This is a genomic window from Mesorhizobium sp. WSM4848 (genome assembly GCF_055811375.1).
This window is the reverse complement of sequence record NZ_JBVVPX010000041.1, coordinates 31,409-53,876: the sequence shown is the minus strand read 5'-3', so window position 1 is coordinate 53,876 and position 22,468 is coordinate 31,409. Positions and strand designations below refer to the sequence as shown.

Here is a 22,468-nt window from a genome sequence, read left to right as displayed (position 1 = left end):
CTGGGACTTGCCCGCTCGGCCGTTAAGCCCTCAGCCCCCTCGCCTCGCCAGACCGCTTGCGCGGAACCATCATATCCCTGGCCAGCAGGCGGCTCACCCGGCAGAATGCCATGAACGCCCGGCAAGCCTCCTCGGTCTCGACCAGGTCGACCGTGGCGCCGAAGCAGGCGTTGAACGCGGCCTGATAGACTGGACCCTGGCGGCGAACCGGCCAGCCTTGCAGGAGATCCAGCGCCTGTTCGACGCTGTATATTTCCTCGACCGGCAGGCCAGGCGCGGTCGTGATGCGCACCGGCACCTCGAATTGCAATCTGTCCATTCCTGTCTCTCCAGAACGCGCAGCAACGCCGCTCGTCGCAAAACGTTGCTTTGACCGGCTTTTCGCTCAGCCCCACATCTTGTTCAGAAATATGTCGTCAGTGCGGACAAACAGCTCGGCTTGGGCCGGACACACACACAAGATGGAAGCCGCAAAGCGTGAATATTGCCGGCTCGAGCCAAATCGCCGGCAGTTCGTCCTTGAACCTGGCGCCGTCCGGTGCCAAATCTGGGAGACTTTTCTCACGGGCTCATCAGGAGCCCTTTCACCCGGGCAAGACGGATACAATGGTCACCTATCTCGACGCCGCCACGGCACCGCTCAGAAACACCGGCCAGATCCGCCTCTATGGCGAAGAAGGCTTTGCCGGCATGCGCAAGGCCTGCGATCTCACCGCGCGCTGTCTCGACGAACTGGTGTCGATAGTGGCGCCGGGCGTCACCACCGAAACCATCGACCGCTTCGTCTTCGAGTTCGGCATGGATCACGGCGCATTGCCGGCGACGCTCAACTATCGCGGCTACACGAAGTCGTCCTGCACCTCGATCAACCACGTCGTCTGCCATGGCATCCCCGACAGCAAGCCGTTGAAGGACGGCGACATCGTCAACATCGATGTCACTTACATCCTCGATGGCTGGCATGGCGATTCCTCGCGCATGTATCCGGTGGGCACGATCAAGCGCGCCGCCGAGCGCCTGCTCGAGGTCACGCATGAATGCCTGATGCGCGGCATCGCCGCGATCAGGCCCGGCGCCCGCACCGGCGCCATCGGCGCCGCCATCCAGACCTACGCCGAAGCCGAGCGCTGCTCGGTGGTGCGCGATTTCTGCGGCCACGGCGTCGGCCAGCTCTTTCACGATGCGCCGAACATCCTGCACTATGGCAGCGCCAGCGAGGGCGTCGAGATGCGGCCGGGCATGATCTTCACCGTCGAACCGATGATCAATCTCGGCCGGCCGCACGTAAAAGTGCTGTCGGATGGCTGGACGGCGGTGACACGCGACCGCTCGCTGTCGGCGCAGTACGAGCACACGATCGGCGTCACCGAGACCGGATGCGAGATTTTCACGCTGTCGCCAAAAAACCTCGACCGCCCAGGCCTGCCGGCATAGTGTCTGCCAGCATAGTGTTTGTGCGAGGGCCGGGTCTTTCCGGTGAAGAAAATGCGGGCCGCCTATGGGGAAAACCAGCGACGAAGACGAACGGATCTTCTTTCCCGAAAGACCGATAAAATCGTCCGCGAAAGCCAATACGGTCGATAAGCCGGTCGAAAAGCCGCACTATCTCGGCCATCGCGACCGCTTGCGCCAACGGTTTGCGGCCGGTTCCGACGCTCTCCCCGACTACGAATTGCTGGAGCTCTTGCTGTTTCGCCTGATTCCCCGCGCCGACACCAAGCCCCTCGCCAAGGCATTGCTGGCACGCTTCGGCACGCTGGCGGAGGTGCTTGGCGCGCCCGTCGCACGGCTTGAGGAGGTTAGAGGTATCGGTCCGACGGTGGCGCTCGAGCTGAAGATCGTTGCCGCCACGGCCCAACGCGCGGCGCGTAGCGAGATCAAGGGCCGCGAGGTCTTGTCGTCCTGGACGCAGGTTCTCGGATACTGCCGGTCGGTCATGGCCTTCGAGGAGCGCGAGCAGTTCCGTATCCTGTTTCTCGACAAGAAGAACGCGCTGATCGCCGACGAGGTGCAGCAGGTCGGCACTGTCGACCACACGCCGGTCTATCCGCGCGAAGTGGTCAAGCGGGCGCTCGAACTCTCCGCCACGGCGATCATTCTGGCGCATAATCATCCGTCAGGCGACCCGACGCCGTCGCGCGCCGACATCGAGATGACCAAGCTGGTCATCGAGACGGCCAAACCGCTCGGCATCGCCGTCCACGACCACATCATCATCGGCAAGAAGGGTCATGCCAGCATGAAGGGCCTGCTGCTGATCTGACGCCCTGTTTGAACAAGCATCAGCTTCTCGCCGAAAGCGTCCCGTTTCATGTCATGACACGCCAGGCAGCGACGGGCGTGCCGCGAGAGCGCGGCCTCCGACCGCGATGGCGAGGGCGACGACGATCAGTATCGCCGCGACCGCAAACGTGATCCGCATACCGGTGGCGACGGCGTCGGGCCGCGCCGTTGCGATGTCGATGGCCCCTGAGCCGAATGCGAACACACCACCCATCACGGATGCACCGGTGATGAGCCCGAGATTGCGCGACAAATTGAGCAAGCCGGAAATGACGCCGCGCTGGTCAGGGCTTATATCCGACATGACAGCGGTGTTGTTTGCCGTTTGAAACAGCGCATAGCCAGATGTGATGACGGCGATCGGGGCGATGTAGCCAGGGATGCCTGATATTGCCGGCATCACGGATAGGATGAAGCAACCGGCGGCTATCGCGATGAGCCCAATGACGGTCATGCGCCCAGCGCCAAAACGGTCGGCTATGCGACCAGCCGGAACACCGGTCAGCGCGGCGACAAGCGGACCGACCGACATGACGATGCCAACAACAGCCGCATCGAGCCCAAGCGCACGAGACAGATAGAACGGCCCGACCACCAACGTCGCCATCATCACCGTCGCCACGAGCGCGCTCGTGGCGAGGCTCGCACTCAACGTCGTATTGCCGAAAGCAGCCAATCGGATCAAAGGCGACGCCACCTTCGCCTCGACAAGCACAAAAAAGCCGGCCGCCAAAACTGCAGCCACCAACAGAGCCAGGTTGAGCGGACCAAAACTGCCACGCCCGATCGTCATCGCGAGCGCATAGGCGCCAAGCGTCAGGGCAAGCAGCAGCGTGCCGACAAGGTCGAAGCCGACCCGATCCGTCTTCGGCCCCCGGCGATCAGCCGGCAGATAGCGATAGGCGAGACCAAATGCCAGCAAGCCCAGTGGCACGTTGACGAGGAAGATCGCCCGCCAACCGGCTCCGGCAATCAGCAGGCCGCCGAGCGAGGGACCGAGCGCGGTGCCTATCGCCGACATCGTTCCGAGCAGCCCCATCGCGCTGCCGGTCCTTGCCTTCGGCACCGTCTCACCGACAAAAGCCATGGTCAGGGTCATCATGATGGCCGCCGCCAAGCCCTGGGCCGCCCGGGCTGCAATCAGCAGCCAGAGCGTCGGCGCGACGCCACACAGGACCGAGGCCACCGTAAACAGGAACAGCCCGGCCAGCAGCAGCCGCCGGCGGCCGGTGATGTCACCAAGCCGTCCGACGCTGACGATCAGGGTCGTGATGGCGAGAAGGTAAGCCAGCACGATCCACTGGACCGCCTGGAACGAGGCGTCGAACGCCTGCGTCAACGTCGGCAAGGCGACATTGGCGATGCTGATGCCGAGCGAGGACAGCAACATCGATAGCGAAAGGCTGGCGAGCGCCCACCGAACCGAAGGTGCCCGGTCTGGATTTCCGGCGATCGCCCGTCCTGCATCGATTGGCTTCAACATGAACTCCGTTTTCTGGTGCGACTCCCGAAACGGAGCTGGCAGACAGGTATTCCGTTGCTTGATATGGCGGAAGGCGCATCATTTGCACTTGATCATTGCGTTTGACGCTATGTCAGGTCATGCCGGCCATGCTACGATCAGCATATGTCACATCCCGATCTCAATCTGCTTGTCACGCTTGACGTGTTGCTGACGGAAGGCAGCGTGGCGCGCGCCGCTAGAAGGCTGCGGCTCAGCCCGTCGGCGATGAGCCGGGCGCTGGCGCGATTGCGTGAGACGACCGGCGATCCGCTGCTGGTCAGGGCCGGACGCGGCCTCGTGCCCACGCCCCGAGCCATCGAGCTCCGCGAGCGCGTCGGTCAGCTTGTGGAGGACGCCGAAGCCGTTTTGCGCCCTGTTGAGACGCTCGACCTGATACGGCTTGTGCGGACCTTCACGCTTCGAAACAGGGATGGCTTTGTCGAGAATTTCGGACCGGATCTCATTGCGCGCGTCGGCCAACAAGCGCCGGGCGTGCGGCTGCGTTTTGTGTTGAAGCCGGACAAGGACAGCACGCCCCTGCGCGACGGCAGCGTAGACCTGGAAACCGGCGTCGTCGGAAAGGCCACGGGACCGGAGGTGCGCGCGCAAGCGCTGTTCCGTGATCGTTTCGTTGGCGTCGTGCGGATGGGGCATCCGTTATGCGAGCTGACGATCACCCCTGCCCGTTACGCAGCCTGCCGGCACATCCTCATCTCCCGTCGCGGGCTCGACAGGGGGCCGATCGACGATGCCCTTGTGCCGTTGGGGTTGAAACGGGAGATCGTGACGGTCGTCGGCGGCTTTTCGGAAGCTCTGGCTCTGGCGCGTGCCTCGGACCTGATCGCCAGCGTTCCCGAACGCTATACGGGAAACCTGCGCGATGGAATGTTCTGGTTCCCTCTGCCTGTTCCCCTGCCGGAAATCTCGGTCTCACTTTTGTGGCACCCGCGGCTCGATGCCGATCCGGCGCACCGCTGGCTGCGCGGCTGCGTTCGAGACGTTTGCGCCGGAATAACCCACTGGATCTCTTAAAGCGCAGCGGTCAAGGCCAGCGTTGCTGATCCGATCACGGCAACTCGGTGTTGCAGGTGCCGGCGACAGGGAGCGGCCTTTCACGATCCGGCAGAAAGCCGTGTTGTTCGGGGCCCAGCAGGTTTTTTCTTCGTCGCAGCCTTCTTCTTCTTGGGTTCTTCCACATCATCGCCATTGCGTTTTCGGCTGACGGGAAGACCGCACTAGAATTGCGACCGGAAATCGAGCTATGATGCATTTGGCATTTCCTGGGACGGCTTCGCGCCCTTGGAATGCCGGGAGGAACGGGATATGGCCATAGCGCTTGTACTCGTTTTGGTAGTTGTGGGCTCAGTGTTGTTCCACTTCCTGAGCCCATGGTGGTGGACGCCGATTGCCTCTAACTGGGACTATATCGACAACACCATCATCATCACCTTCTGGATCACCGGCGTCGTCTTCGCCGCCGTCGTCCTATTCATGGCCTATTGCGTCTTCCGCTTCCGTCATCGTGAAGGCAACCAGGCGGCATACGAACCCGAGAACAAGCGGCTCGAATGGTGGCTGACGATCGTCACCGCAATCGGCGTCACCGCCATGCTGGTTCCCGGCCTGTTCGTCTGGAACCAGTTCGTCAGCGTCCCAAGCGACGCAACAGTGGTCGAAGTCGTCGGCCAGCAATGGCAGTGGAGTTTCCGCTTGCCCGGCAAGGACGGCAAGCTCGGAACATCCGACACCCGCAACGTCAGCCCTGAAAATCCCCTCGGCGTGAACGCCAGTGACGCCAACGGCCAGGACGATGTCGTCGTCGAAGCCGCCGATCTGCATCTGCCGGTCGGCAAGCCGGTCAAGATGCTGCTCCGCTCGATCGACGTGCTGCACGATTTCTACGTGCCGGAATTCCGCGCCAAGATGGACATGATCCCGGGCTCGGTCACCTATTTCTGGTTCACCCCGACCAAGACCGGAACTTTTCAGGTCCTGTGTGCCGAGCTTTGTGGCCAGGGACACCCGTTGATGAATGGCGTGGTCATGGTCGACACGCCGGAAGACTATCTGGCGTGGCTCGGCGAACAGCAGACTTTTGCGCAATTGTCGGCCCCCCAGCAGGTGGGCTCGGCGGAGTAGACGCCGGCAAGGACGGCGATTTGGGTTGAAATTGCGGCGCGGCTCGAAACTGTCGAGTCAGGCCGAAAAGGGCACGGAGGTGTTCCTATATGGTCGATGTCACACCTGCAGATGCGGTACCGCCGGCCGAAGTCGCGGAGATGGAACTCTATCATCCGCACAGTTGGTGGACGAAGTACGTCTTTTCGCAGGACGCCAAGGTCATCGCCATCCAGTATTCGGCGACGGCCACGGCAATCGGCATGGTGGCGCTGGTGCTGTCCTGGATGATGCGGCTGCAGCTCGGCTTCCCCGGCACGTTCGACTTCATAACCCCGGAAGCCTACTACCAGTTCATCACCATGCACGGCATGATCATGGTGATCTACCTGCTCACGGCACTCTTCCTCGGCGGATTCGGCAACTACCTGATCCCGCTGATGGTCGGCGCGCGCGACATGGTCTTTCCCTATGTCAACATGCTGAGCTACTGGATCTACCTGCTCGCCGTGCTGGTTTTGGTGTCGAGCTTCTTTGCGCCCGGCGGACCGACCGGCGCCGGCTGGACGCTCTACCCGCCGCAGGCGATCATGACCGGCACACCAGGCGGCCAGAACTGGGGCATCATCCTGATGCTCGTCTCGCTGATCCTGTTCATCATCGGCTTCACCATGGGCGGCTTGAACTACGTCGTGACGGTGCTGCAGGCCCGCACACGCGGCATGACGCTGATGCGCCTGCCGCTGACCGTCTGGGGTATCTTCACCGCGACAGTCATGGCGCTGCTCGCCTTCCCGGCGCTGTTTGTCGCCTGCGTGATGATGCTGTTCGACCGTGCGCTCGGCACCAGCTTCTTCATGCCGGCCATCGTCGAGATGGGCGAACAACTGCAGCACGGCGGCGGCAGCCCGATCCTGTTCCAGCATCTGTTCTGGTTCTTCGGCCACCCCGAGGTCTACATCGTGGCGCTGCCGGCCTTCGGCATCGTGTCCGATCTGATCAGCACCCATGCACGCAAAAACATCTTCGGCTACCGGATGATGGTCTGGGCCATCGTCGGCATCGGCGCGCTGAGCTTCGTGGTCTGGGCGCACCACATGTATGTCAGCGGCATGCATCCCTATTTCGGCTTCTTCTTCGCCACCACGACGTTGATCATTGCCGTCCCGACCGCGATAAAGGTCTACAATTGGGTGCTGACGCTGTGGCGCGGCGACATCCACCTCACCGTGCCGATGCTTTTTGCCCTGGCTTTCATCGTCACCTTCGTCAATGGCGGGCTGACCGGACTGTTTCTCGGCAACGTCGTCGTCGACGTTCCGCTGTCGGACACGATGTTCGTCGTTGCCCATTTTCACATGGTCATGGGCGTCGCCCCGATCCTGGTGATCTGTGGGGCGATCTATCACTGGTACCCGAAGGTCACTGGCCGGATGCTGAACGAGGCGATGGGCCAGTTCCATTTCTGGGTCACCTTTCTCGGCGCCTATCTGATTTTCTTTCCTATGCACTACATCGGCCTGATGGGCGTGCCGCGCCGCTACAACGAACTGACCGCCACGACGGTGATGACCGAGTCGGCCCACGACCTGAACGCCTTCATCAGCATCATGGCGTTCCTCGTCGGCTTTGCCCAAATCGTGTTCCTGTTCAATCTGATCTGGAGCATCCGCCACGGCCGCGAGGCCGGCGGCAATCCGTGGCGCGCCACGACACTCGAATGGCAGACGTCCGAAACACCGCCCGCCCATGGCAATTTCGGCAAGGAACTGCCGATCGTCTATCGCTGGGCCTATGACTACAGCGTGCCGGGCGCCAAGGAGGACTTTATCCCGCAAAACATGCCGGGCTCCTTCGGATCCTCCAGGGAGCCGGCATGAGCGTCATTCTGGTCTTCCTCCTCGTCATCGTCGGCTTTGCCGGATGGTGGCTTTCCCATCAGCGGCTGATGGCCAAGCCATGGCTCGAGCAAGGTGTGATCGGGGATATTATCGGCCCGGAAGGATCAGCGCTGCCGACCGCCAAGATCGGCCTCGGCGTCTTCCTCGCCGTCGTCGGCTGCCTGTTTGCGCTGTTCACCAGCGCCTATTTCATGCGCATGGCGCTGTCGGACTGGCAGGCGCTGCCGCTGCCGCGCGTGCTCTGGTTCAACACCGGCGTGCTGGTCCTGAGCAGCATCGCGCTGCAATGCGCCTCGGTCGCTGCGCGCCGGGGCGAGATCGACGCGGTCAGGCTCGGCCTCGTCACGGCTGGGCTCACCGCGCTTGCCTTCCTGGTTGGACAAATTGTGGGTTGGCGGGAACTGACCGCCGACGGCTACTTGCTGACCGCCAATCCAGCCAACAGTTTTTTCTACCTGATAACCGGGATGCACGGCCTGCACATACTGGGCGGGCTGGTGGGCCTGGGCAGAACGACCGCCGGCGCCTGGAACGGAGCAAGGCCGGAGCGGCTTCGCCTCGGTGTCGAACTGTGCACCATGTACTGGCATTTCCTGCTTTTCGTCTGGCTCGCCATTTTTGCACTTCTGGCCGGCTGGGCCGCGACTTTTATCGAGATTTGCCGACAGTTGCTGACCTAGGAGGGCCGGACGGATGGCAGACGCGACACTGACGCATACTGGCCAAACACAGCCGCGACCGGCGGGCTTGCAAGGCGTCGCCGCCGACTGGTCCTCGGATCAGCGCGCCTTCAAGAATGTGTCCTGGGGCAAGGCCATGATGTGGATCTTCCTGCTCAGCGACACCTTCGTCTTCGGCTGCTTCCTGCTCTCCTACATGACCGCGCGCATGTCTACCCGAGTGCCGTGGCCCAATCCGAGCGAGGTCTTTGCGCTTCACATTGGCGGCTCGAATATTCCACTGATCCTTATCGCGATCATGACCTTCGTGCTGATCTCGAGCAGCGGAACGATGGCCATGGCGGTGAATTTCGGCTACCGCCACGACCGCCGCAAGACGGCGATCCTCATGCTTCTGACCGCAGCGCTCGGCGCGACCTTCGTCGGCATGCAGGCCTTCGAATGGACCAAGCTGATCACCGAAGGGGTACGCCCCTGGGGCAATCCCTGGGGTGCGGCGCAGTTCGGGTCATCCTTCTTCATGATCACCGGCTTTCACGGCACCCATGTGACGTTCGGGGTGATCTTCCTGATCATCGTGGCGCGAAAGGTCTGGCGCGGAGATTACGAAACCGGCCAGCCTGGTTTCTTCACCAGTCGCAGGGGCCGCTACGAGCACGTCGAGATCATGGGGCTCTACTGGCATTTCGTCGACCTGGTGTGGGTGTTCATTTTCGCATTCTTCTATCTTTGGTGAGAGGCAGACATGGCTTTGATGAGAGACATGGCTTTGGTGAGAGGCAGATATGGCTGAAGCAACCGCAAACGGTCTGGGGCAACATACGCTCCACGGAACCCAAGCGCATGATGCGGCGGCAGCAGGCATTGCCCCTGCGGAGGTTCATCAGGAGCACCCGATCAAGCTCTATCTGGTGGTCTGGGCATGGCTGTTCATCCTCAGCGCCTGCTCCTATCTGGTCGACTACGTCGGCCTCCAGGGTTATCTCAGATGGTCGCTGATCCTGATCTTCATGATGCTCAAGGCCGGGCTGATCGTCGCGGTCTTCATGCACATGGCCTGGGAGCGGCTGGCGCTGACCTACGCGATCATATTGCCGCCGATCCTGGTGCTGGTGTTCGTGGCAATGATGGTCTTCGAATCGGATTACACGCTTCTCACCCGGACGCTGTTTTTTGGGGCCGAGCCCTGACGCGCAATCCGGGTTCGGGCAGCATTTCCCGTCGAGGGCCGGAGGGGCTGTTCACGGCCCGCTCTGCCTTGCCTTGAAACGGTCGACAGCTGGCCCATTTTTGTCACCACCGGAAAACGACAAGGAGATCGATTTTCGTCGTTTCTCTGTCGCGAACTCCAGGAAGGGAGGCTCAAGATGACGATCGCAAACAGATTGAAGGACTTTATCGACGAGAAGGGAATTTCCTACGATACCGTCGAGCACCACCGCACGTCGACAAGCAGGCAGTCCGCCTTAGCGGCGCATGTGCCCGGCAGCTTAATGGCCAAATCGGTGGTGGTTCACCACGACGGTGGCTATGCGCTGGCCGTGGTCCCCAGCACGCACAGGATCGAGCTCGGCACTTTGCAGGACGTGATGCACCAGCGTATCGGGCTCGCCTCCGAGGACGAGGTGGTTTCGCTCTTCGAGGATTGCGACACCGGCGCCATCCCGCCGATCGGCGCGGCCTACGATGTGCCGGTGATTGTCGATGAAAGCCTCGGCAATGCCGGCGATATCTATTTCGAGGGTGGCGACCACAGGACGCTCGTGCATGTCAGCGGCAAGGATTTCCGCAACCTGACCAGCGATGCACAACAAGCCCGCTTTAGCTACCCGGCTTACTGAACGCTCTTGCCAACCTGCCGCAACGGCCTCTCGCCGGTGCGGCAGGGCAGAATTTTTTCAGTCCGCCGGTCTGGTGGAAGCCGGCGATTCCACGACTTTGCGATAGACGTGCCAGGTGGCGTGACCGAGGATCGGCAGCACCACCGCCAGCCCGGCGAACACCGGCAGCGAGCCTATGATCAGCGCGACGGCGACAATCAGTCCCCAGACAGCCATGACGATCGGGTTCGCCAGCACCACCCGCACCGAGGTGTGGATGGCTTCGTAGGCCCCGACGTCGCGGTCGAGCAACAACGGGAACGCGACGACCGTGGTGCACAACACGACCGCGGCGAAGACGAAGCCGATCGCGTGGCCAACGATAATCAGTGTCCAGCCGCGTCCGGTGGCGAATATTTCACTGATGAAGCTGGACAGTGATTCCGGCGGGGCCGAGCCGAACACCTGCTGATAAAATATCTGCGCGGTCAACAGCCAGGCGATAAAGATCGCAAGCAGCATGATCCCGACCGCCGCGATGGCCGGCAGCGCTGGAGAATTCCTGACCTCGAAAGCGTGGCTCCATGAGGCGTCGAGCCCGGCCTCTCTCCGCCGGCTGATCTCATAAAGGCCGAGCGCCGCGAATGGACCGATCAGCGCAAAACCAGACACCAGCGGAAACAACAGCGGCAACGCGTTGTTACCCGACGTCCAGACAGCGAGCACGACGCCGACAAGCGGATAGATCAGGCAGAGGAAAACGATGTGCGACGGTTTGACCATGAAATCGTCGACGCCACGCTTGAGCGCGTCGAAAAGGTCGGAAACGCCTATCTTTCGAATTCTGGTGTGCTCCAGCGTCTCGCTGGCGCCTGCAATCACGTGAAAACTTGCCATGACCATTCCTCCAGACCAGGTCCGGTAAGGTCGCGATTTCACGGTGCGTTCAGCGTGACTGGCCACGCAAAATCGCAACCTGCACCATGATCAACATACGCTCTTGCATGGGATTTGTCGCTGCCCTTTATCCGGGAGGACGGCCTCGGTGATCAGGCTAGTGGTCGAAGACTGGCGCTTGGTACCGGCGTCGTAAGCCCGCTCAGGGTGGTTTCTGCCGTACTTCTCGTCTCTGCGAGATGCATCATTTGGAACATCCAGTCACGACAAACTTGCGTTATGCTTATTTCTCCGGCAGCCCGGCAGCGATGAGATCGGCGATCTGGCGGTCGAGGATGGGGGGTCGCTGGCGAAGGCGATTTCGTGCCAGCGATGGGCGGTGAAGCCGGGGATCATTTTCAAGGCCCTCCCGATCTCCGCCTTCGCCTCATCGGGCAAGCCGAGCCGCACCGCATTGACGGCCCGCAGCAGCGGTGCATTGACGAAGACATCGCCTATTTCTTTCATGGTCTCGTGCGACTCGACGTATCGTTCCGCAGCGGTCTCCGCCCAGCCTTTGTACGTCGCGTACATGGCAATGAGCGCTGGGTCGTTCCTGATCGCGAAGTCGGCCCAGTCGATAGCCTTGTCATAGTTTCCCACAAATGTGTGAAACTGCGAACAGTCGCCGCGCAGAAAGGCGTCGTTCGGAGCCAGGGCCACTGCAAGTTCCGCTTCCTGCACCGCGGCTTGCAAATCGCCTTCGAGGGTGTGGACATAGGCAAACAAATAATGAGCCAGCTTCTTCTCCAAGGGAGAGAGCCCCTTGATCGCGAAGGCTTCGCGAACGAGTTGGCCTGCCCGGCGGATATCGTCGGTCGGTGCACCGCTCCAACCATTGACGACTTCAAAGGTGTGATAAAAGCCGAGCTTGATACGGAGCAGTGCCGAATCGGGAAATTCGGCAAGGCCCTGGGTCCAGATGCGGCCAGCTTCGGTATTTCCCTCGGGCGTGAGTTGCATCAGCAGATCGTGGCCGCGCAGATAATAGTCATACTCCCGAAGATTGGCCGTATCCTGGCCCCAGGCTTCGCGGTATTGGGCCCGCTTGAGTTGTCCCTTCTCGCCGGTCAGCGCGCCGATGATCTTGCCCGTCACCTCGTCCTGCAGCGCCCATGGATCGGTGCCGGTCTTGTCGAAACGCTCGGCCCAGACATGCTCGCCGGACTTGGCGTCGACAAGCTGCGCGACAATGCGAACCTTGTCGGCGTCCTTTCGGACACTGCCTTCTAGCACGTAGCCGACGCCGAGCTCCTTGCCGACCTGCCGGATATCGGTGGCCCTGCCCTTGTAGGTGAAGGACGAATTGCGGGCGATCACCGAAAGATCTGGCGCGCGGGCCGACCCCGACAAGATCATTGCTGCCGTCAAACGCGGGCACCAAGTGTCAGAATCGATCCACTAGCCCTAACGGCCTTTGTTCGATAGTCTCAAACTGGGTTGAAGGGGGTGAAGGTCATGGATGGAAAGACCGTTCTCATACTCGGCCTTGGCGTCGTTATTCTGCTGTTTTTGGGATTTTGTGCACTGCCGACGTGAGGCCTGAGCAGGTCATTCCGTCAATTTCCGGCCATCAAATTTCCGGCCGTCAATCTCCGGCTGACATGACGGCACGCATTGCTACGGTATCGGCAAGCAGCACGGCAAAGATCGCGAAAAGATAGAGAATCGAATAGGCAAACAGCGCCTTTGCGCGTTTCATCTCCCGTCCTTCGGCCCACCTGTTGTCGACCAGAAGCTTCCAGGCATGCCAGATGAAACCCGCGCCCAAAGCGGCCGAAACAATCCCGTACAATCCGCTCGCGAATCCGAAAGCCCAAGGAAGCACGCCGATTGGTGCCAGGATCAGCGAATAGACGAAGATTTGTTTTCTGGTCGAAGCCTGGCCGGCCACATTCGGCATCATCGGAATGCCGGCCGCGGCATAGTCGCCGATCTTGAACAGCGCGAGCGCCCAGAAATGCGGCGGCGTCCAGAGGAAAATGATCAGAAACAGGACGAGACTTTCAACCCCGACGGCGCCGGTGGCGGCCGCCCACCCGATGACAGGCGGAAGGGCGCCCGCGGCGCCGCCTATGACGATGTTCTGCGGCGTCGAGCGTTTCAGCCACATCGTGTAGATGACGACGTAGAAGAAGATGGTGAAGGCCAGCAGCGATGCGGCGAGCCACCCCACCAGCACGCCGAGCGTCATGATCGCAAGTACGGAAAGCACCAGGCCAAAGCCGAGCGCTTCGCTTGGCGTGATCCGGCCTGACGGGACCGGCCGCTTTGACGTGCGCGACATCAACGCGTCAATATCGGCATCGTACCACATGTTGAGTGCCCCGGCGGCTCCCGCTCCAACCGCAATTGCACCAATCGCAATCACGGCGATGACCGGATTCATCGCCGCGGGCGCCACCATCAGGCCGACGAAAGCGGTAAAAACAGCAAGCGCCATGACGCGTGGTTTCAGAAGCGCGAAGAAATCACTGATCGTCGCTTCAGAGATCTGGATACCGGTATCCTTGAGGCCGCTTTCCCGAGCCGACATTTCAAGCGACTACCGATTGGCACACGCAATCTGGCCGGCCCATCGGCCGGCGGAAGAGCCAGGTTACTTCCTGGCAAAAGAATCGGGTTACTCCCTGGTGGAAGAACCGGGTTACTTCCTGGCGGAAGAACCGGGTCATTTGGAGAATTGCTTCAGGTAGGCGATGACGTTGGCGAGATCCTCGTCCTTCTTGAGACCGGGAAACGCCATCTTCCCACCTTTTATCATGGCCTTGGGATCGCGAAGATAATTCGTCAGCGTGGCGTCGTCCCATTTGACGCCGGATTTACCCGCCTCGGTCATGGCTTTAGAATACTTGAACCCCGGATGTGTGCCGGCCGTCCGGCCGATGACGCCGCTCAGCGACGGACCGACCTTGTTCTGGTCCTTGTCAACGACGTGACAAACCTTGCATTTGGCGAAGACCTTCTCACCCGCGGCGGCATCCTGTGCATGGGATTGGCTCGTGACAGAGGTCGCAACGGACACGACTGCGAAAAACGCGATTGCACGCATGGCATATCCTCCCCGATCGCCAAATCTGCCTGGACGATCTGCGCCTGCCGACACCTTCGCCGCGATGCACCCTTTGCACGACAGGCAGAATATCCCGCCTCTCCCCGCATGGAATTGCGGCATCTACATACCACAGAATCTGGCCAGCAGATAGAAGAAGTCGACCAGCAAGATTGGCGCCGAGGCCACGCGGCAGGCCGATCGGCCTCGAGCACAACCGGAACGCATACCGGGTAAAGTCGTTAGACCAGCTACGGCTAAACATCTGGAAGACAAAAATCAGGGAAGTGTCTATGAACGACAGGAGCGAGCTGGAGGTGCGCCACGGCACCCGCATGATCGACGGCGAGACCGTCTTTTATCGAGAAGCAGGTCCTGAAACTGCGCCGGTGTTGCTGCTTCCGCATGGCTATCCCTGCTCATCCTTCCAATATCGCCGACTAATGCCGGCGCTCGCCGATCGGTGGCGGACGGTCGCGCCGGATTTCCCCGGCTTTGGCTACAGTGGAACCCCCGATCCGGCACGGTCGGCTATGATTTTGATGCCTATGCAATTTTCCTGGAGCGGTTTACCGACGCGCTGGAACTCGGCAGCTACGCGTTATGGTTGCATGACTACGGCTCGCAGATCGGCCCGCGCCATGCCATAGCGCACCCATCGCGGATTAGGGCCCTGATCATCCAGAATGGCGACATCTACGCAGATGCTCTTGGCCCGAAGTATGAAACGATCCGGCGTTTCTGGCGTGATCCTTCGCCAGCGAACCGTGCGCCGCTCGAACAGGCGGTGAGCGAAGACGGCTTTCGCGCCGAGTTCGTAGGCGAAGTCGATGACGACGTCGCCCAACGTGTCCCGCCCGATCTGTGGAAGTTGCATTGGCCGCTGATGGATACGCCTGTGCGCCGCGCGCTTTCAGTCGGACTGATGGAGAAGCTCAAGGCCAATCTCGACTGGTTCCCTCGTTACCAGGCATACCTGCGCGAGCAACGGCCACTGGCAATGATCCTTTGGGGTCCGAAGGACGAATACATGCCCGAGCCGGCAGCGCGCGCCTATCTGCGCGATCTCCCCGAGGCCGAGCTGCATCTGCTGAACGATGCCGGGCACTGGCTGCTGGAGACCCATTTCGAGGTCGCCCTGCCATTGGTGCGACGGTTTCTCGGCAAGGTCCTGGGTTAATGCATGTCGGGCAAAAGCATGCCCTCGGGCACTGAACCGAGGGTGTGCAGCAACCTGTCGATCATGCTCGGCACACTCGAAAAAAAGGCCACCTCGTGGGCGGCCTTTCACATTTCGCAGAATGCCGTGTTATTCGGCGTCCTTGGCGGCTTTCTTCTTCGGCGCGGCCTTCTTCTTGGGTTCTTCCGCATCGTCGGCCTTGCTGGCGTCGGCCTTCTTCGCTGCGGCCTTCTTCGCCGGCTTCGCCTTGGCCGTCTCGCTGTCCTCGTCGTCGGCCATCAGTTCTTCCTTGCTGACCTTGACGTCGGTGACCGAAATCTGGCTGAGCAGATGGTCGACCACCTTCTCCTCGAACAGCGGCGCGCGCAACGTGTTCAGCGCTTCGGGATTGCTGCGGTAGAATTCGAAGGCTTCCTGCTGCTGGTTGGCCGGATAGCGGCGCACCTGCTCGAGCAGGCCACGCTGCAGTTCCTCGTCCGACACGGTGACGCCGGCCTTCTCGCCGATTTCTGCGAGAACCAGGCCGAGACGCACACGGCGCTCGGCAAGCCGCATATATTCGGCGCGCGCCTCTTCTTCCGTCGTCTCCTCGTCGGCGAAGGTGCGGCCGGCGGCTTCCAGATCGCGGTTAACCTGGTTCCAGATGTTGTTGAACTCGGCCTCGACGAGCTTCGACGGCGCCTCGAACGCGTAGGCGGCATCGAGCTGGTCGAGTAGCTGGCGCTTGATTTTCTGGCGCGTCATCGAGCCGAACTGGTTCTCGATCTGGCCGCGCACCACCTCACGCAGGCGCTCCAGCGACTCGAGGCCGAGATTCTTGGCCATTTCGTCGTTGATCTCCAACGCACCGGGCTGGGACACTTCCTTGACGGTGACATCGAAGGTGGCTTCCTTGCCGGCCAGATGCGCCGCCTGGTAGTTTTCCGGGAATGTGACCGTGACCTGCCTCTCGTCACCGGCCTTGCTGCCGATGAGCTGATCCTCGAAGCCGGGAATGAATTCCTTGGAGCCGAGCACCAGCGGCTGGTCGGTGCCGGCGCCGCCGCTGAAGGCTTCGCCGTCGATCTTGCCGACATAGTCGATCGTCACGCGGTCGCCCTCGGCGGCCTTGCCGGTCTTCGGTTCGTAGGTGCGCGCCGATTCGGCGACACGCTTGACCTGCTCGTCGATTTCCGAATCCGGCACGTCGAACACCTGACGCGTCACCTTGATGTCGGAGAAATCCTTGATCTCGATCGGCGGAATGATCTCGTAGTTAAGGCGGAACTCGAAGTCGGCGCCGCCGGCCAGGATCTTCTCGGCCTCCTTCTCGTCCTCGGTCATGATCACTTCGGGCTGCATGGCAGCCTTTTCGCCGCGGCCGGTAATGATCGATCGGGTCGAATCGTTGAGGATCTCGTTGACCACTTCGGCCATGAACGACTTGCCGTAGACCTTGCGCAGGTGCTGCACCGGCACCTTGCCGGGGCGAAAGCCGTTGATGCGGACCTTGCTCCTGGCATCGGAAAGCCGCGCCATCAGCTTGGCTTCCATGTCACCGGCCGGCACGGTGATCTTGATCTCGCGCTTGAGACCGGAGTTAAGCGTTTCGGTGACCTGCATCATAGAACCTTCGTTTCCACCAATGAGGCAGCCAAACGGCTCTTGCCGTTTACAGCCTGCCGGTATGATCTTGCCGGGAATGGCTTTTGGTGCGGGACTTGGCGATCTGTCCACTCAACGCGGCTCAAATCGTCCAGAAACACGCTCCAAAATGTGAATAAGTCTTTGTTTTTCCGACTTCTTGTCACATTCTGCAGAAGTGGATCGTCGCATCCCGTCACATTCGACACGCCTTTTGTCACAGGCGCGGCCGATTTTCAACCATCTTCGCGTCTACAGGCGTCTACAGCGCCGCGCCTCATCTTGGACGCACACAGGATGCTGGAGCACCTTGAATATGGCACATGATCCCCAAAAATACGATTTTTCGTGTTTCGGGATCATGCGCCGGCGAACGGCCGCTATTTTGACCGCGACATTGACAGAATGATGGCTGCCTGCGGGCAACGCGGATGTGGCGGAATTGGTGGACGCGCTGGCTTCAGGTTCCACTCCCATCTTGGCTCCCGCTGGTGTAGCTATCTCCAAGTAGTCAGCCGCTCAGCGCAGCGGTCCTGATGCAGACAAGCCCGCCACCCCTTGCGAGTGGCGGGCCGGCCGCGAGGCCAGGAGAGTGTTGTCAAAGCCTCCGCGGCCGATGCGACACTCCCGTTTGCGCAACAGTCTTCTCAGCGGCGTGCAATCAGCAAGCAAAGCTCACGTAGATCGCGATCGTATGCGCCGCCGCTCGCGAGCACGTCGACGCAGCGCTTCTTCATCCGCATCAGCTGGCTGCTGGACATCTGCGCGACCCCGCTCATGGCGAGAGTGCCGGGCGCTCCAGGGGTCCCGGGTGCTCCAGAGGTGCCGCCAGGAACGGTTCCGCCGCCGACGCCGACACCGACGCCGACACCGACGCCGCTCGTCGCACCAAGATTGGCACCCACACCCGGTGCAATGCCGCCGGTGCCGCCCAGATTTGCGCTCGCGCCGGCACTGATACCACCGGTGCCGTCGAGATTGGCGCCCAGGCCAGCCGTGGCCCCACGCGTACCGCCGAGATTGGCGCCCAGCCCAGCCGTGACGCCACGAGCGCCGACGACATTGGCGCCTGCACCGGCGCTAACGCCCCTGCTGCCGCCGATCGATGCACCGGCGCCGGCATTCACCCCGCTTCGGCCGCCGATCGAAGCGCCGACACCCGCGGTAATGGGTTTCTTGCGGCCGATCGATGCACCGACTCCCGTGTTTACCCCGCTGCTACCGCCGATCGAAGCGCCGGCTCCCGCATTAACGCCGCCACTGCCGCCGATCGAGGCGCCGAGACCGGCGTTTACCCCGCCCCGGCCGCCAACCGAGGCGCCGAGACCGGCATTTGCGCCGCCTCGGCCGCCAACCGATGCGCCGGCGCCGACGCTAATGCCGCCTGCGCTGGAGGGAAAAGAAAGAGATAAAACAAGTGCACCACAGGCCAAAGCTGCGGCGAAGCCGTTAACGACGTTTGCCATGACACTCTCCTTTGATAAGTACCCCACAGCAGCAGTTTCAAAGCTGCTACTTTAGAAATAACGAACTCAGAGAGTGTTAGAATCGCTAACACGAAACAATGTTTGCAGTCGTGCCTTACGGGTAGAAAAATATTCCGAATCAATTTGAAAAAATTTGGATACATCCATTGGGAGGAAGATCCGGCCGCCGACGAGTTCGTTCGCGCATGGCACGGGCTGGGACTTACCAAGCGACCGGCGTAGACGCCAACGCGGGACCAAAAACCTCGAAAATCTAAGTGTTGAACTTGTGACACGGGTTGTGACATAGACATGTCACGGTGACACGAAGCCAGCGGGTATGGCGGAATTGGTAGACGCACCAGATTTAGGTTCTGGCGTGAGAACGTGGGGGTTCGAGTCCCTCTACCCGCACCACTGCTCCCCTCGAACAGTGGATCAAGGTTCCAGTACCGGAAGGCTGGGGGTCAAGTCCTTTCTTCCGCACCAATTGGTGCCTGCTCATCAAATACCTGGCGTGTGAACCATCCGGTCAAATTCGCAAGTTCAGGTCCCAGCATGCGGTCGTCGCCGACCGGCCGATTCTAATAAAGCGGTTCCTCGAACAGCGTCTTGTCGCCGTCCATCAGCGCCTTGATCTGCGCGGCGCCATCGGCTGCGATCGCGACGCGGACGCCGAACGGCCGCACCCGCATGTTGTTCTGGATCGCCATCCCCTCGCCTTCCGGCAGATAGAAGCGCTCGATGCCGTAATCCGGCGCGATCGTCGTGGCTTCGCTGAGATCCCGCCCTTTTGACACATGCCCGACGATATCGACTTCATCGGATGCTGCCGGCGCAGGCGCTTGCCCGAACCAGGCCGTGGTTGCGCCCCAATAGCCGTCGGCGCCCTGCTTCAGCCTGACCACGATCGGCGTATCGTCGCTCGTCAGTTTGCCGGCCGGAATGTTGGCGATCAGCTTCACCGGTAGGCGCGAAATATCATAGCCGAGCATAATGTAGTCGCCACGCAGCAGATCGCGCGGATCGATCGGTTCGACCCTCAGCAACACTTGCTTGCCGTCGCGCAGGATCGCCGCCCGGCCGGCGATGATCCAGCTCAGGAAGCCGATCTGGACGAGCGCCAGCACCAGCGCCGAAATGATCAGTCTTTTACCGGTCATCATGCCGCCGCTCCTTCTGCGTCGGGGGCCCTCATGCGCTTTTCCACGCGGAGGATGACAAGGGCAAGCAGGCCAAGAAGCACAGCGGCTGCAAGGAAGAAGCCTGCCGTGTCGAGCATCGACTGCAGCATCACCACATAGATGATGGCGAGTTCGAAGGCGAAGCCGGCATAGGCAACCCAGCGCAAGCCCCTGCTTTCGCGGCCGCCCAGCACGATTGCCGCGACCATGCCGGCAAGCGCAATGGCCGAGGCAATGCCGAAGCCGCTGTTACTGCTTTCACCGGCCAGTTCGAACTGGATCATCGCCAGGCCGGTGAGAAACCCGATCAGCGCGTGTAAGGGCAATCTGCCGCCAAGCTGCAATATCCGGTCGACGGGTCCGGCAGCGAAGATCGCAGCCGCGAAAAGCAGCGCCGACACGATAATGAGCGGGACGGCGACCTGCAGCGTTTCGTATTCCGTAAACAACAGCACGAGATAGAAGATGACCGACAGGATAATCAGATGCCGCGCCGCCTGGCTGCGGGTCCAGAACGAAATGGCGAACAACACGATCGCCATGACGACGAAGGGGTGCGGAAATTCCGTGCGCCTGAAATAATCGAAGCCTCTCAGGAACAGCCACGCGTCGGCAATGCCGACAGAAGCAACGGTCAGCGGGTTCGAGCGCAGCGCAACGGCCGCCAGGGCGGTGCCCGCGCCCCAGGTGATCAAGGCCGACGCTTCGTCGCCGGACAAATGGTACATCTGGCCGATCAGCGCGATCGATCCGCCGAATGCCGCTGCGGCGACGATCCAGAGTGCCTCGCCGATTGCAGCATGGTCGCGTGTCTTCAGCACGGCGCCGCCGACATAGCCGGCGAAGATGATAGCGAAGAGCGCTGCCACCCGCGCCAGCCGCGGAATGGCTTCCCAGTTGGCGGCGACGAAGATCAGCACGGCCGCACCAAAAAGCAACGCCGCCATCATCGCCAGGATCGAGCCGAAGCTCAGTGATTTGCGCTCATTGGCCTCGACGTCGCGCGTCAGCGCGTCGGCCGTCGAGGCGTCGATCAGGCCAGCCTGCAGCCATCGCGTGATATCGGCCCTGACCCGCGACGAATAGCTCGCCATGCTTTTCTCCCCCAGCTTGGTCGTTTCTTCAGCCGACCCGGACAAACCGTTGACGCTACGGCATTTTCCGATTCGGGCCTATCTATGTCGAAGACGAGAATTGCCGGTGATTGTGCATTGCACAATTTGCATTGCTGCCATGCACCAATAGCGCTTTTAAATCGATATGACCCGACCTATCTTCTCGGCGTACACAAAGACGGAATGATCCGAAAGAAAGACGAAACGAGAATACCATGAACCTGATCCGCAACTACCGCAACTGGCGCCGCTACCGGGACACCGTTTCCGAGCTGAGCCGCCTGAACAACCGCGAATTGACCGACCTCGGCATCAGCCGCAGCGACATCCACTACGTCGCCCGCAAGGCGGTCTAATCCTCTTCGGACCGCAAATGGTCCGAACCAGTTTGACTTGAAAAGAGAATGACAATGAACCTGATCCGCAACTATCGTAACTGGCGCGTTTATCGCTCGACGGTTACCGAGCTGGGTCGCCTTTCGAACCGCCAGCTGCATGATCTCGGCATCGTCCGCGAAGAGATCAAGAGCATCGCCCGCAAGGCGATCTAGTCAGAATTTCGCCAGGGTCGACCTCCTCCCCGACCCTGACGGATACGGTCAGCCTTCACCTCCTCCCGCGGGTTGACCACAAAAACGGCGCCCGCCGCACCTCCTCCCGCGGCGGGCGCTGTTTCCCCCGGGGCCAAGCAAATTTCGTCCTAGGGCGAACAAATTTGGTCCAAAAGGGTTTCGCCCCCTTCATTAGGCGAAAGGAATTTCGTCAAAGCCGACCTCCTCCCCGGCGATGGCGAATACGGTCGATCTTCACCTCCTCCCGAGGATCGACCAGCAAAACGACACCTGCCGGATCCTCCCCCGGCGGGTGTTGTTGTTTTTCAGGGGCGACGCACTCTCTGAGAATCGTTCTGCGAAAATCGTTCTGGCGGGGAAGTCCTTGCCGTCAGTCGAGCGCACCGCTTTCCAGCACGCCCCGCTTCTTCCACTGGTTCAGCGGAAAAATGTCCGGTGCGCCGCCCATCGGCGCATACCAGGAATCCACCACCCACTCGGTGCCCCTGCGGTCGCTGATCACCGCCGTCCAATGGGGATAGCGCCCGTCGACAAACAGGCCTCGCGAGGCCCTGTCCTCGACCTTGTGGAACCTGAGCAATTTTCGCTCGGCAAGATAGACCAGCAGCGCATGCGTATTGGCCGATTCGTCGACACAATCCATCTGGCCCCTGATGCGCGATGCACCGAATTCCGACTGCGGCAGATCGCGAATGCCGGTGGCCCGAAAAATGCGCTGCTCGAAATAGCGAACAGCCTTCGAAACAGCGGCACGCTCGGCTTGAGGCGAACCGGCGCCGGCACGCAGGATAGAGCGGAAACGCGCGCCGTCACCGGAGCCAAGCGCCAGCATGGTGCGATAGTTGCAACTGTAGCCGTGGCAGATGGGGATCCGCTTGGAAGCCGTCGCGGCCAGTTCGCCGGCGGCCGCTGATCCGCCCACGGCGATCACGACTGTCAGAAATGTCGCTCTGGAAAAGATCCCGCCCATTCTCCGACAGTAGACGATTGCAGCGCTTGGCGGCAACAACGCGGCCGACTCGTGCAATTGCAAT

At 61.2% G+C, this 22,468-nt stretch carries 22 protein-coding genes, 1 tRNA gene and 1 pseudogene; 13 read left to right on the top strand and 11 right to left on the bottom strand.

Annotated features, from left to right (window positions below):
- Window positions 1-22: 22 nt before the first annotated feature.
- Window positions 23-319, bottom strand: coding sequence for a DUF982 domain-containing protein (locus tag AC0L16_RS28570; protein WP_077380514.1), 297 nt, complete (start codon window positions 317-319; stop codon window positions 23-25).
- A gap of 287 nt (window positions 320-606) precedes the next feature.
- Between AC0L16_RS28570 and map the strand changes: the two genes are divergently transcribed.
- Both map and radC read left to right on the top strand, forming a co-directional pair.
- The gene (gene map / locus AC0L16_RS28565) at window positions 607-1,434 is read left to right on the top strand and encodes a type I methionyl aminopeptidase (RefSeq protein ID WP_023802538.1); all 828 of its coding nucleotides are present in this window, start codon (window positions 607-609) and stop codon (window positions 1,432-1,434) included.
- Between the two features lie 64 nt (window positions 1,435-1,498).
- The gene (gene radC, locus AC0L16_RS28560) at window positions 1,499-2,263 is read left to right on the top strand and encodes a RadC family protein (RefSeq protein WP_473624706.1); all 765 of its coding nucleotides are present in this window, start codon (window positions 1,499-1,501) and stop codon (window positions 2,261-2,263) included.
- Between the two features lie 51 nt (window positions 2,264-2,314).
- On the opposite strand, the gene AC0L16_RS28555 is transcribed toward radC, so the two are convergent.
- The gene (locus AC0L16_RS28555) at window positions 2,315-3,766 is read right to left on the bottom strand and encodes an MFS transporter (protein ID WP_473624705.1); all 1,452 of its coding nucleotides are present in this window, start codon (window positions 3,764-3,766) and stop codon (window positions 2,315-2,317) included.
- 144 nt (window positions 3,767-3,910) lie between these two features.
- Here AC0L16_RS28555 and AC0L16_RS28550 point away from each other — a divergent pair, with 144 nt between their 5' ends.
- The 7 genes from AC0L16_RS28550 (at window position 3,911) to AC0L16_RS28520 (ending at window position 10,327) form a co-directional block, all read left to right on the top strand.
- Window positions 3,911-4,819 carry a LysR family transcriptional regulator gene (locus AC0L16_RS28550; protein ID WP_473624704.1) on the top strand — a complete coding sequence of 303 codons (909 nt, stop codon included), beginning with the start codon at window positions 3,911-3,913 and terminating at the stop codon, window positions 4,817-4,819.
- Between the two features lie 291 nt (window positions 4,820-5,110).
- Entirely contained in the window at window positions 5,111-5,926 is an 816-nt protein-coding gene (gene coxB / locus AC0L16_RS28545; protein WP_077381602.1) for a cytochrome c oxidase subunit II, read from the top strand.
- A gap of 89 nt (window positions 5,927-6,015) precedes the next feature.
- Complete coding sequence (ctaD, locus tag AC0L16_RS28540; protein WP_473624703.1) at window positions 6,016-7,785, top strand: cytochrome c oxidase subunit I; 1,770 nt, start codon at window positions 6,016-6,018, stop codon at window positions 7,783-7,785.
- Window positions 7,782-8,486: a cytochrome c oxidase subunit 3 gene (locus AC0L16_RS28535; RefSeq protein WP_473624701.1), complete on the top strand. Its 705-nt coding sequence runs from the start codon at window positions 7,782-7,784 to the stop codon at window positions 8,484-8,486. Before ctaD ends, AC0L16_RS28535 begins: the two co-directional genes overlap by 4 nt.
- A 13-nt stretch (window positions 8,487-8,499) precedes the next feature.
- A complete protein-coding gene (locus tag AC0L16_RS28530) occupies window positions 8,500-9,222 on the top strand; it encodes a heme-copper oxidase subunit III family protein (RefSeq protein ID WP_473624700.1) in 723 nt (240 codons plus the stop codon).
- Between the two features lie 49 nt (window positions 9,223-9,271).
- Window positions 9,272-9,676: a cytochrome C oxidase subunit IV family protein gene (locus tag AC0L16_RS28525; protein WP_473624698.1), complete on the top strand. Its 405-nt coding sequence runs from the start codon at window positions 9,272-9,274 to the stop codon at window positions 9,674-9,676.
- A gap of 177 nt (window positions 9,677-9,853) precedes the next feature.
- Window positions 9,854-10,327, top strand: a complete 474-nt coding sequence (locus tag AC0L16_RS28520) for an aminoacyl-tRNA deacylase (RefSeq protein ID WP_473624696.1) — start codon at window positions 9,854-9,856, stop codon at window positions 10,325-10,327.
- A 57-nt stretch (window positions 10,328-10,384) separates the two neighbouring features.
- Here AC0L16_RS28520 and AC0L16_RS28515 read toward each other — a convergent pair whose 3' ends face one another.
- The 4 genes from AC0L16_RS28515 to AC0L16_RS28500 form a co-directional block, all read right to left on the bottom strand.
- Complete coding sequence (locus tag AC0L16_RS28515) at window positions 10,385-11,203, bottom strand: DUF2189 domain-containing protein (RefSeq protein WP_077381723.1); 819 nt, start codon at window positions 11,201-11,203, stop codon at window positions 10,385-10,387.
- A gap of 261 nt (window positions 11,204-11,464) precedes the next feature.
- Window positions 11,465-12,601, bottom strand: coding sequence for a hypothetical protein (locus tag AC0L16_RS28510; RefSeq protein WP_473624694.1), 1,137 nt, complete (start codon window positions 12,599-12,601; stop codon window positions 11,465-11,467).
- A gap of 229 nt (window positions 12,602-12,830) precedes the next feature.
- Window positions 12,831-13,778 (bottom strand): heme o synthase, encoded by a 948-nt coding sequence (locus tag AC0L16_RS28505; protein WP_473624692.1) that lies wholly within the window; start codon window positions 13,776-13,778, stop codon window positions 12,831-12,833.
- Between the two features lie 135 nt (window positions 13,779-13,913).
- Window positions 13,914-14,294, bottom strand: a complete 381-nt coding sequence (locus AC0L16_RS28500) for a c-type cytochrome (RefSeq protein ID WP_473624691.1) — start codon at window positions 14,292-14,294, stop codon at window positions 13,914-13,916.
- A 293-nt stretch (window positions 14,295-14,587) separates the two neighbouring features.
- On the opposite strand from AC0L16_RS28500, the pseudogene AC0L16_RS28495 reads away from it, so the two are divergent.
- A pseudogene (locus AC0L16_RS28495) lies at window positions 14,588-15,474 on the top strand (alpha/beta fold hydrolase).
- A gap of 129 nt (window positions 15,475-15,603) precedes the next feature.
- Here the strand turns inward: AC0L16_RS28495 and tig are convergent.
- On the bottom strand, window positions 15,604-17,076 hold the full coding sequence (gene tig / locus AC0L16_RS28490) for a trigger factor (RefSeq protein WP_473624715.1): 1,473 nt from the start codon (window positions 17,074-17,076) through the stop codon (window positions 15,604-15,606).
- A gap of 668 nt (window positions 17,077-17,744) precedes the next feature.
- Entirely contained in the window at window positions 17,745-18,563 is an 819-nt protein-coding gene (locus tag AC0L16_RS28485) for a hypothetical protein (RefSeq protein ID WP_473624689.1), read from the bottom strand.
- Window positions 18,564-18,897: 334 nt separating this feature from the next.
- Between AC0L16_RS28485 and AC0L16_RS28480 the strand changes: the two genes are divergently transcribed.
- Window positions 18,898-18,980, top strand: a tRNA-Leu gene (locus AC0L16_RS28480).
- A 167-nt stretch (window positions 18,981-19,147) separates the two neighbouring features.
- On the opposite strand, the gene AC0L16_RS28475 is transcribed toward AC0L16_RS28480, so the two are convergent.
- Window positions 19,148-19,729, bottom strand: a complete 582-nt coding sequence (locus AC0L16_RS28475) for a GDYXXLXY domain-containing protein (protein ID WP_473624688.1) — start codon at window positions 19,727-19,729, stop codon at window positions 19,148-19,150.
- Window positions 19,726-20,841: a DUF2157 domain-containing protein gene (locus tag AC0L16_RS28470; protein WP_473624687.1), complete on the bottom strand. Its 1,116-nt coding sequence runs from the start codon at window positions 20,839-20,841 to the stop codon at window positions 19,726-19,728. The genes AC0L16_RS28475 and AC0L16_RS28470 overlap by 4 nt, the downstream gene beginning before the upstream one ends.
- Before the next feature lie 236 nt (window positions 20,842-21,077).
- Here AC0L16_RS28470 and AC0L16_RS28465 point away from each other — a divergent pair, with 236 nt between their 5' ends.
- Together AC0L16_RS28465 and AC0L16_RS28460 are read left to right on the top strand one after the other, a co-directional pair.
- Complete coding sequence (locus AC0L16_RS28465; protein ID WP_077381719.1) at window positions 21,078-21,218, top strand: DUF1127 domain-containing protein; 141 nt, start codon at window positions 21,078-21,080, stop codon at window positions 21,216-21,218.
- 54 nt (window positions 21,219-21,272) lie between these two features.
- A complete protein-coding gene (locus AC0L16_RS28460; protein WP_023802557.1) occupies window positions 21,273-21,413 on the top strand; it encodes a DUF1127 domain-containing protein in 141 nt (46 codons plus the stop codon).
- Window positions 21,414-21,804: 391 nt separating this feature from the next.
- On the opposite strand, the gene AC0L16_RS28455 is transcribed toward AC0L16_RS28460, so the two are convergent.
- Complete coding sequence (locus AC0L16_RS28455) at window positions 21,805-22,356, bottom strand: hypothetical protein (RefSeq protein WP_473624685.1); 552 nt, start codon at window positions 22,354-22,356, stop codon at window positions 21,805-21,807.
- Window positions 22,357-22,468 lie beyond the last annotated feature (112 nt).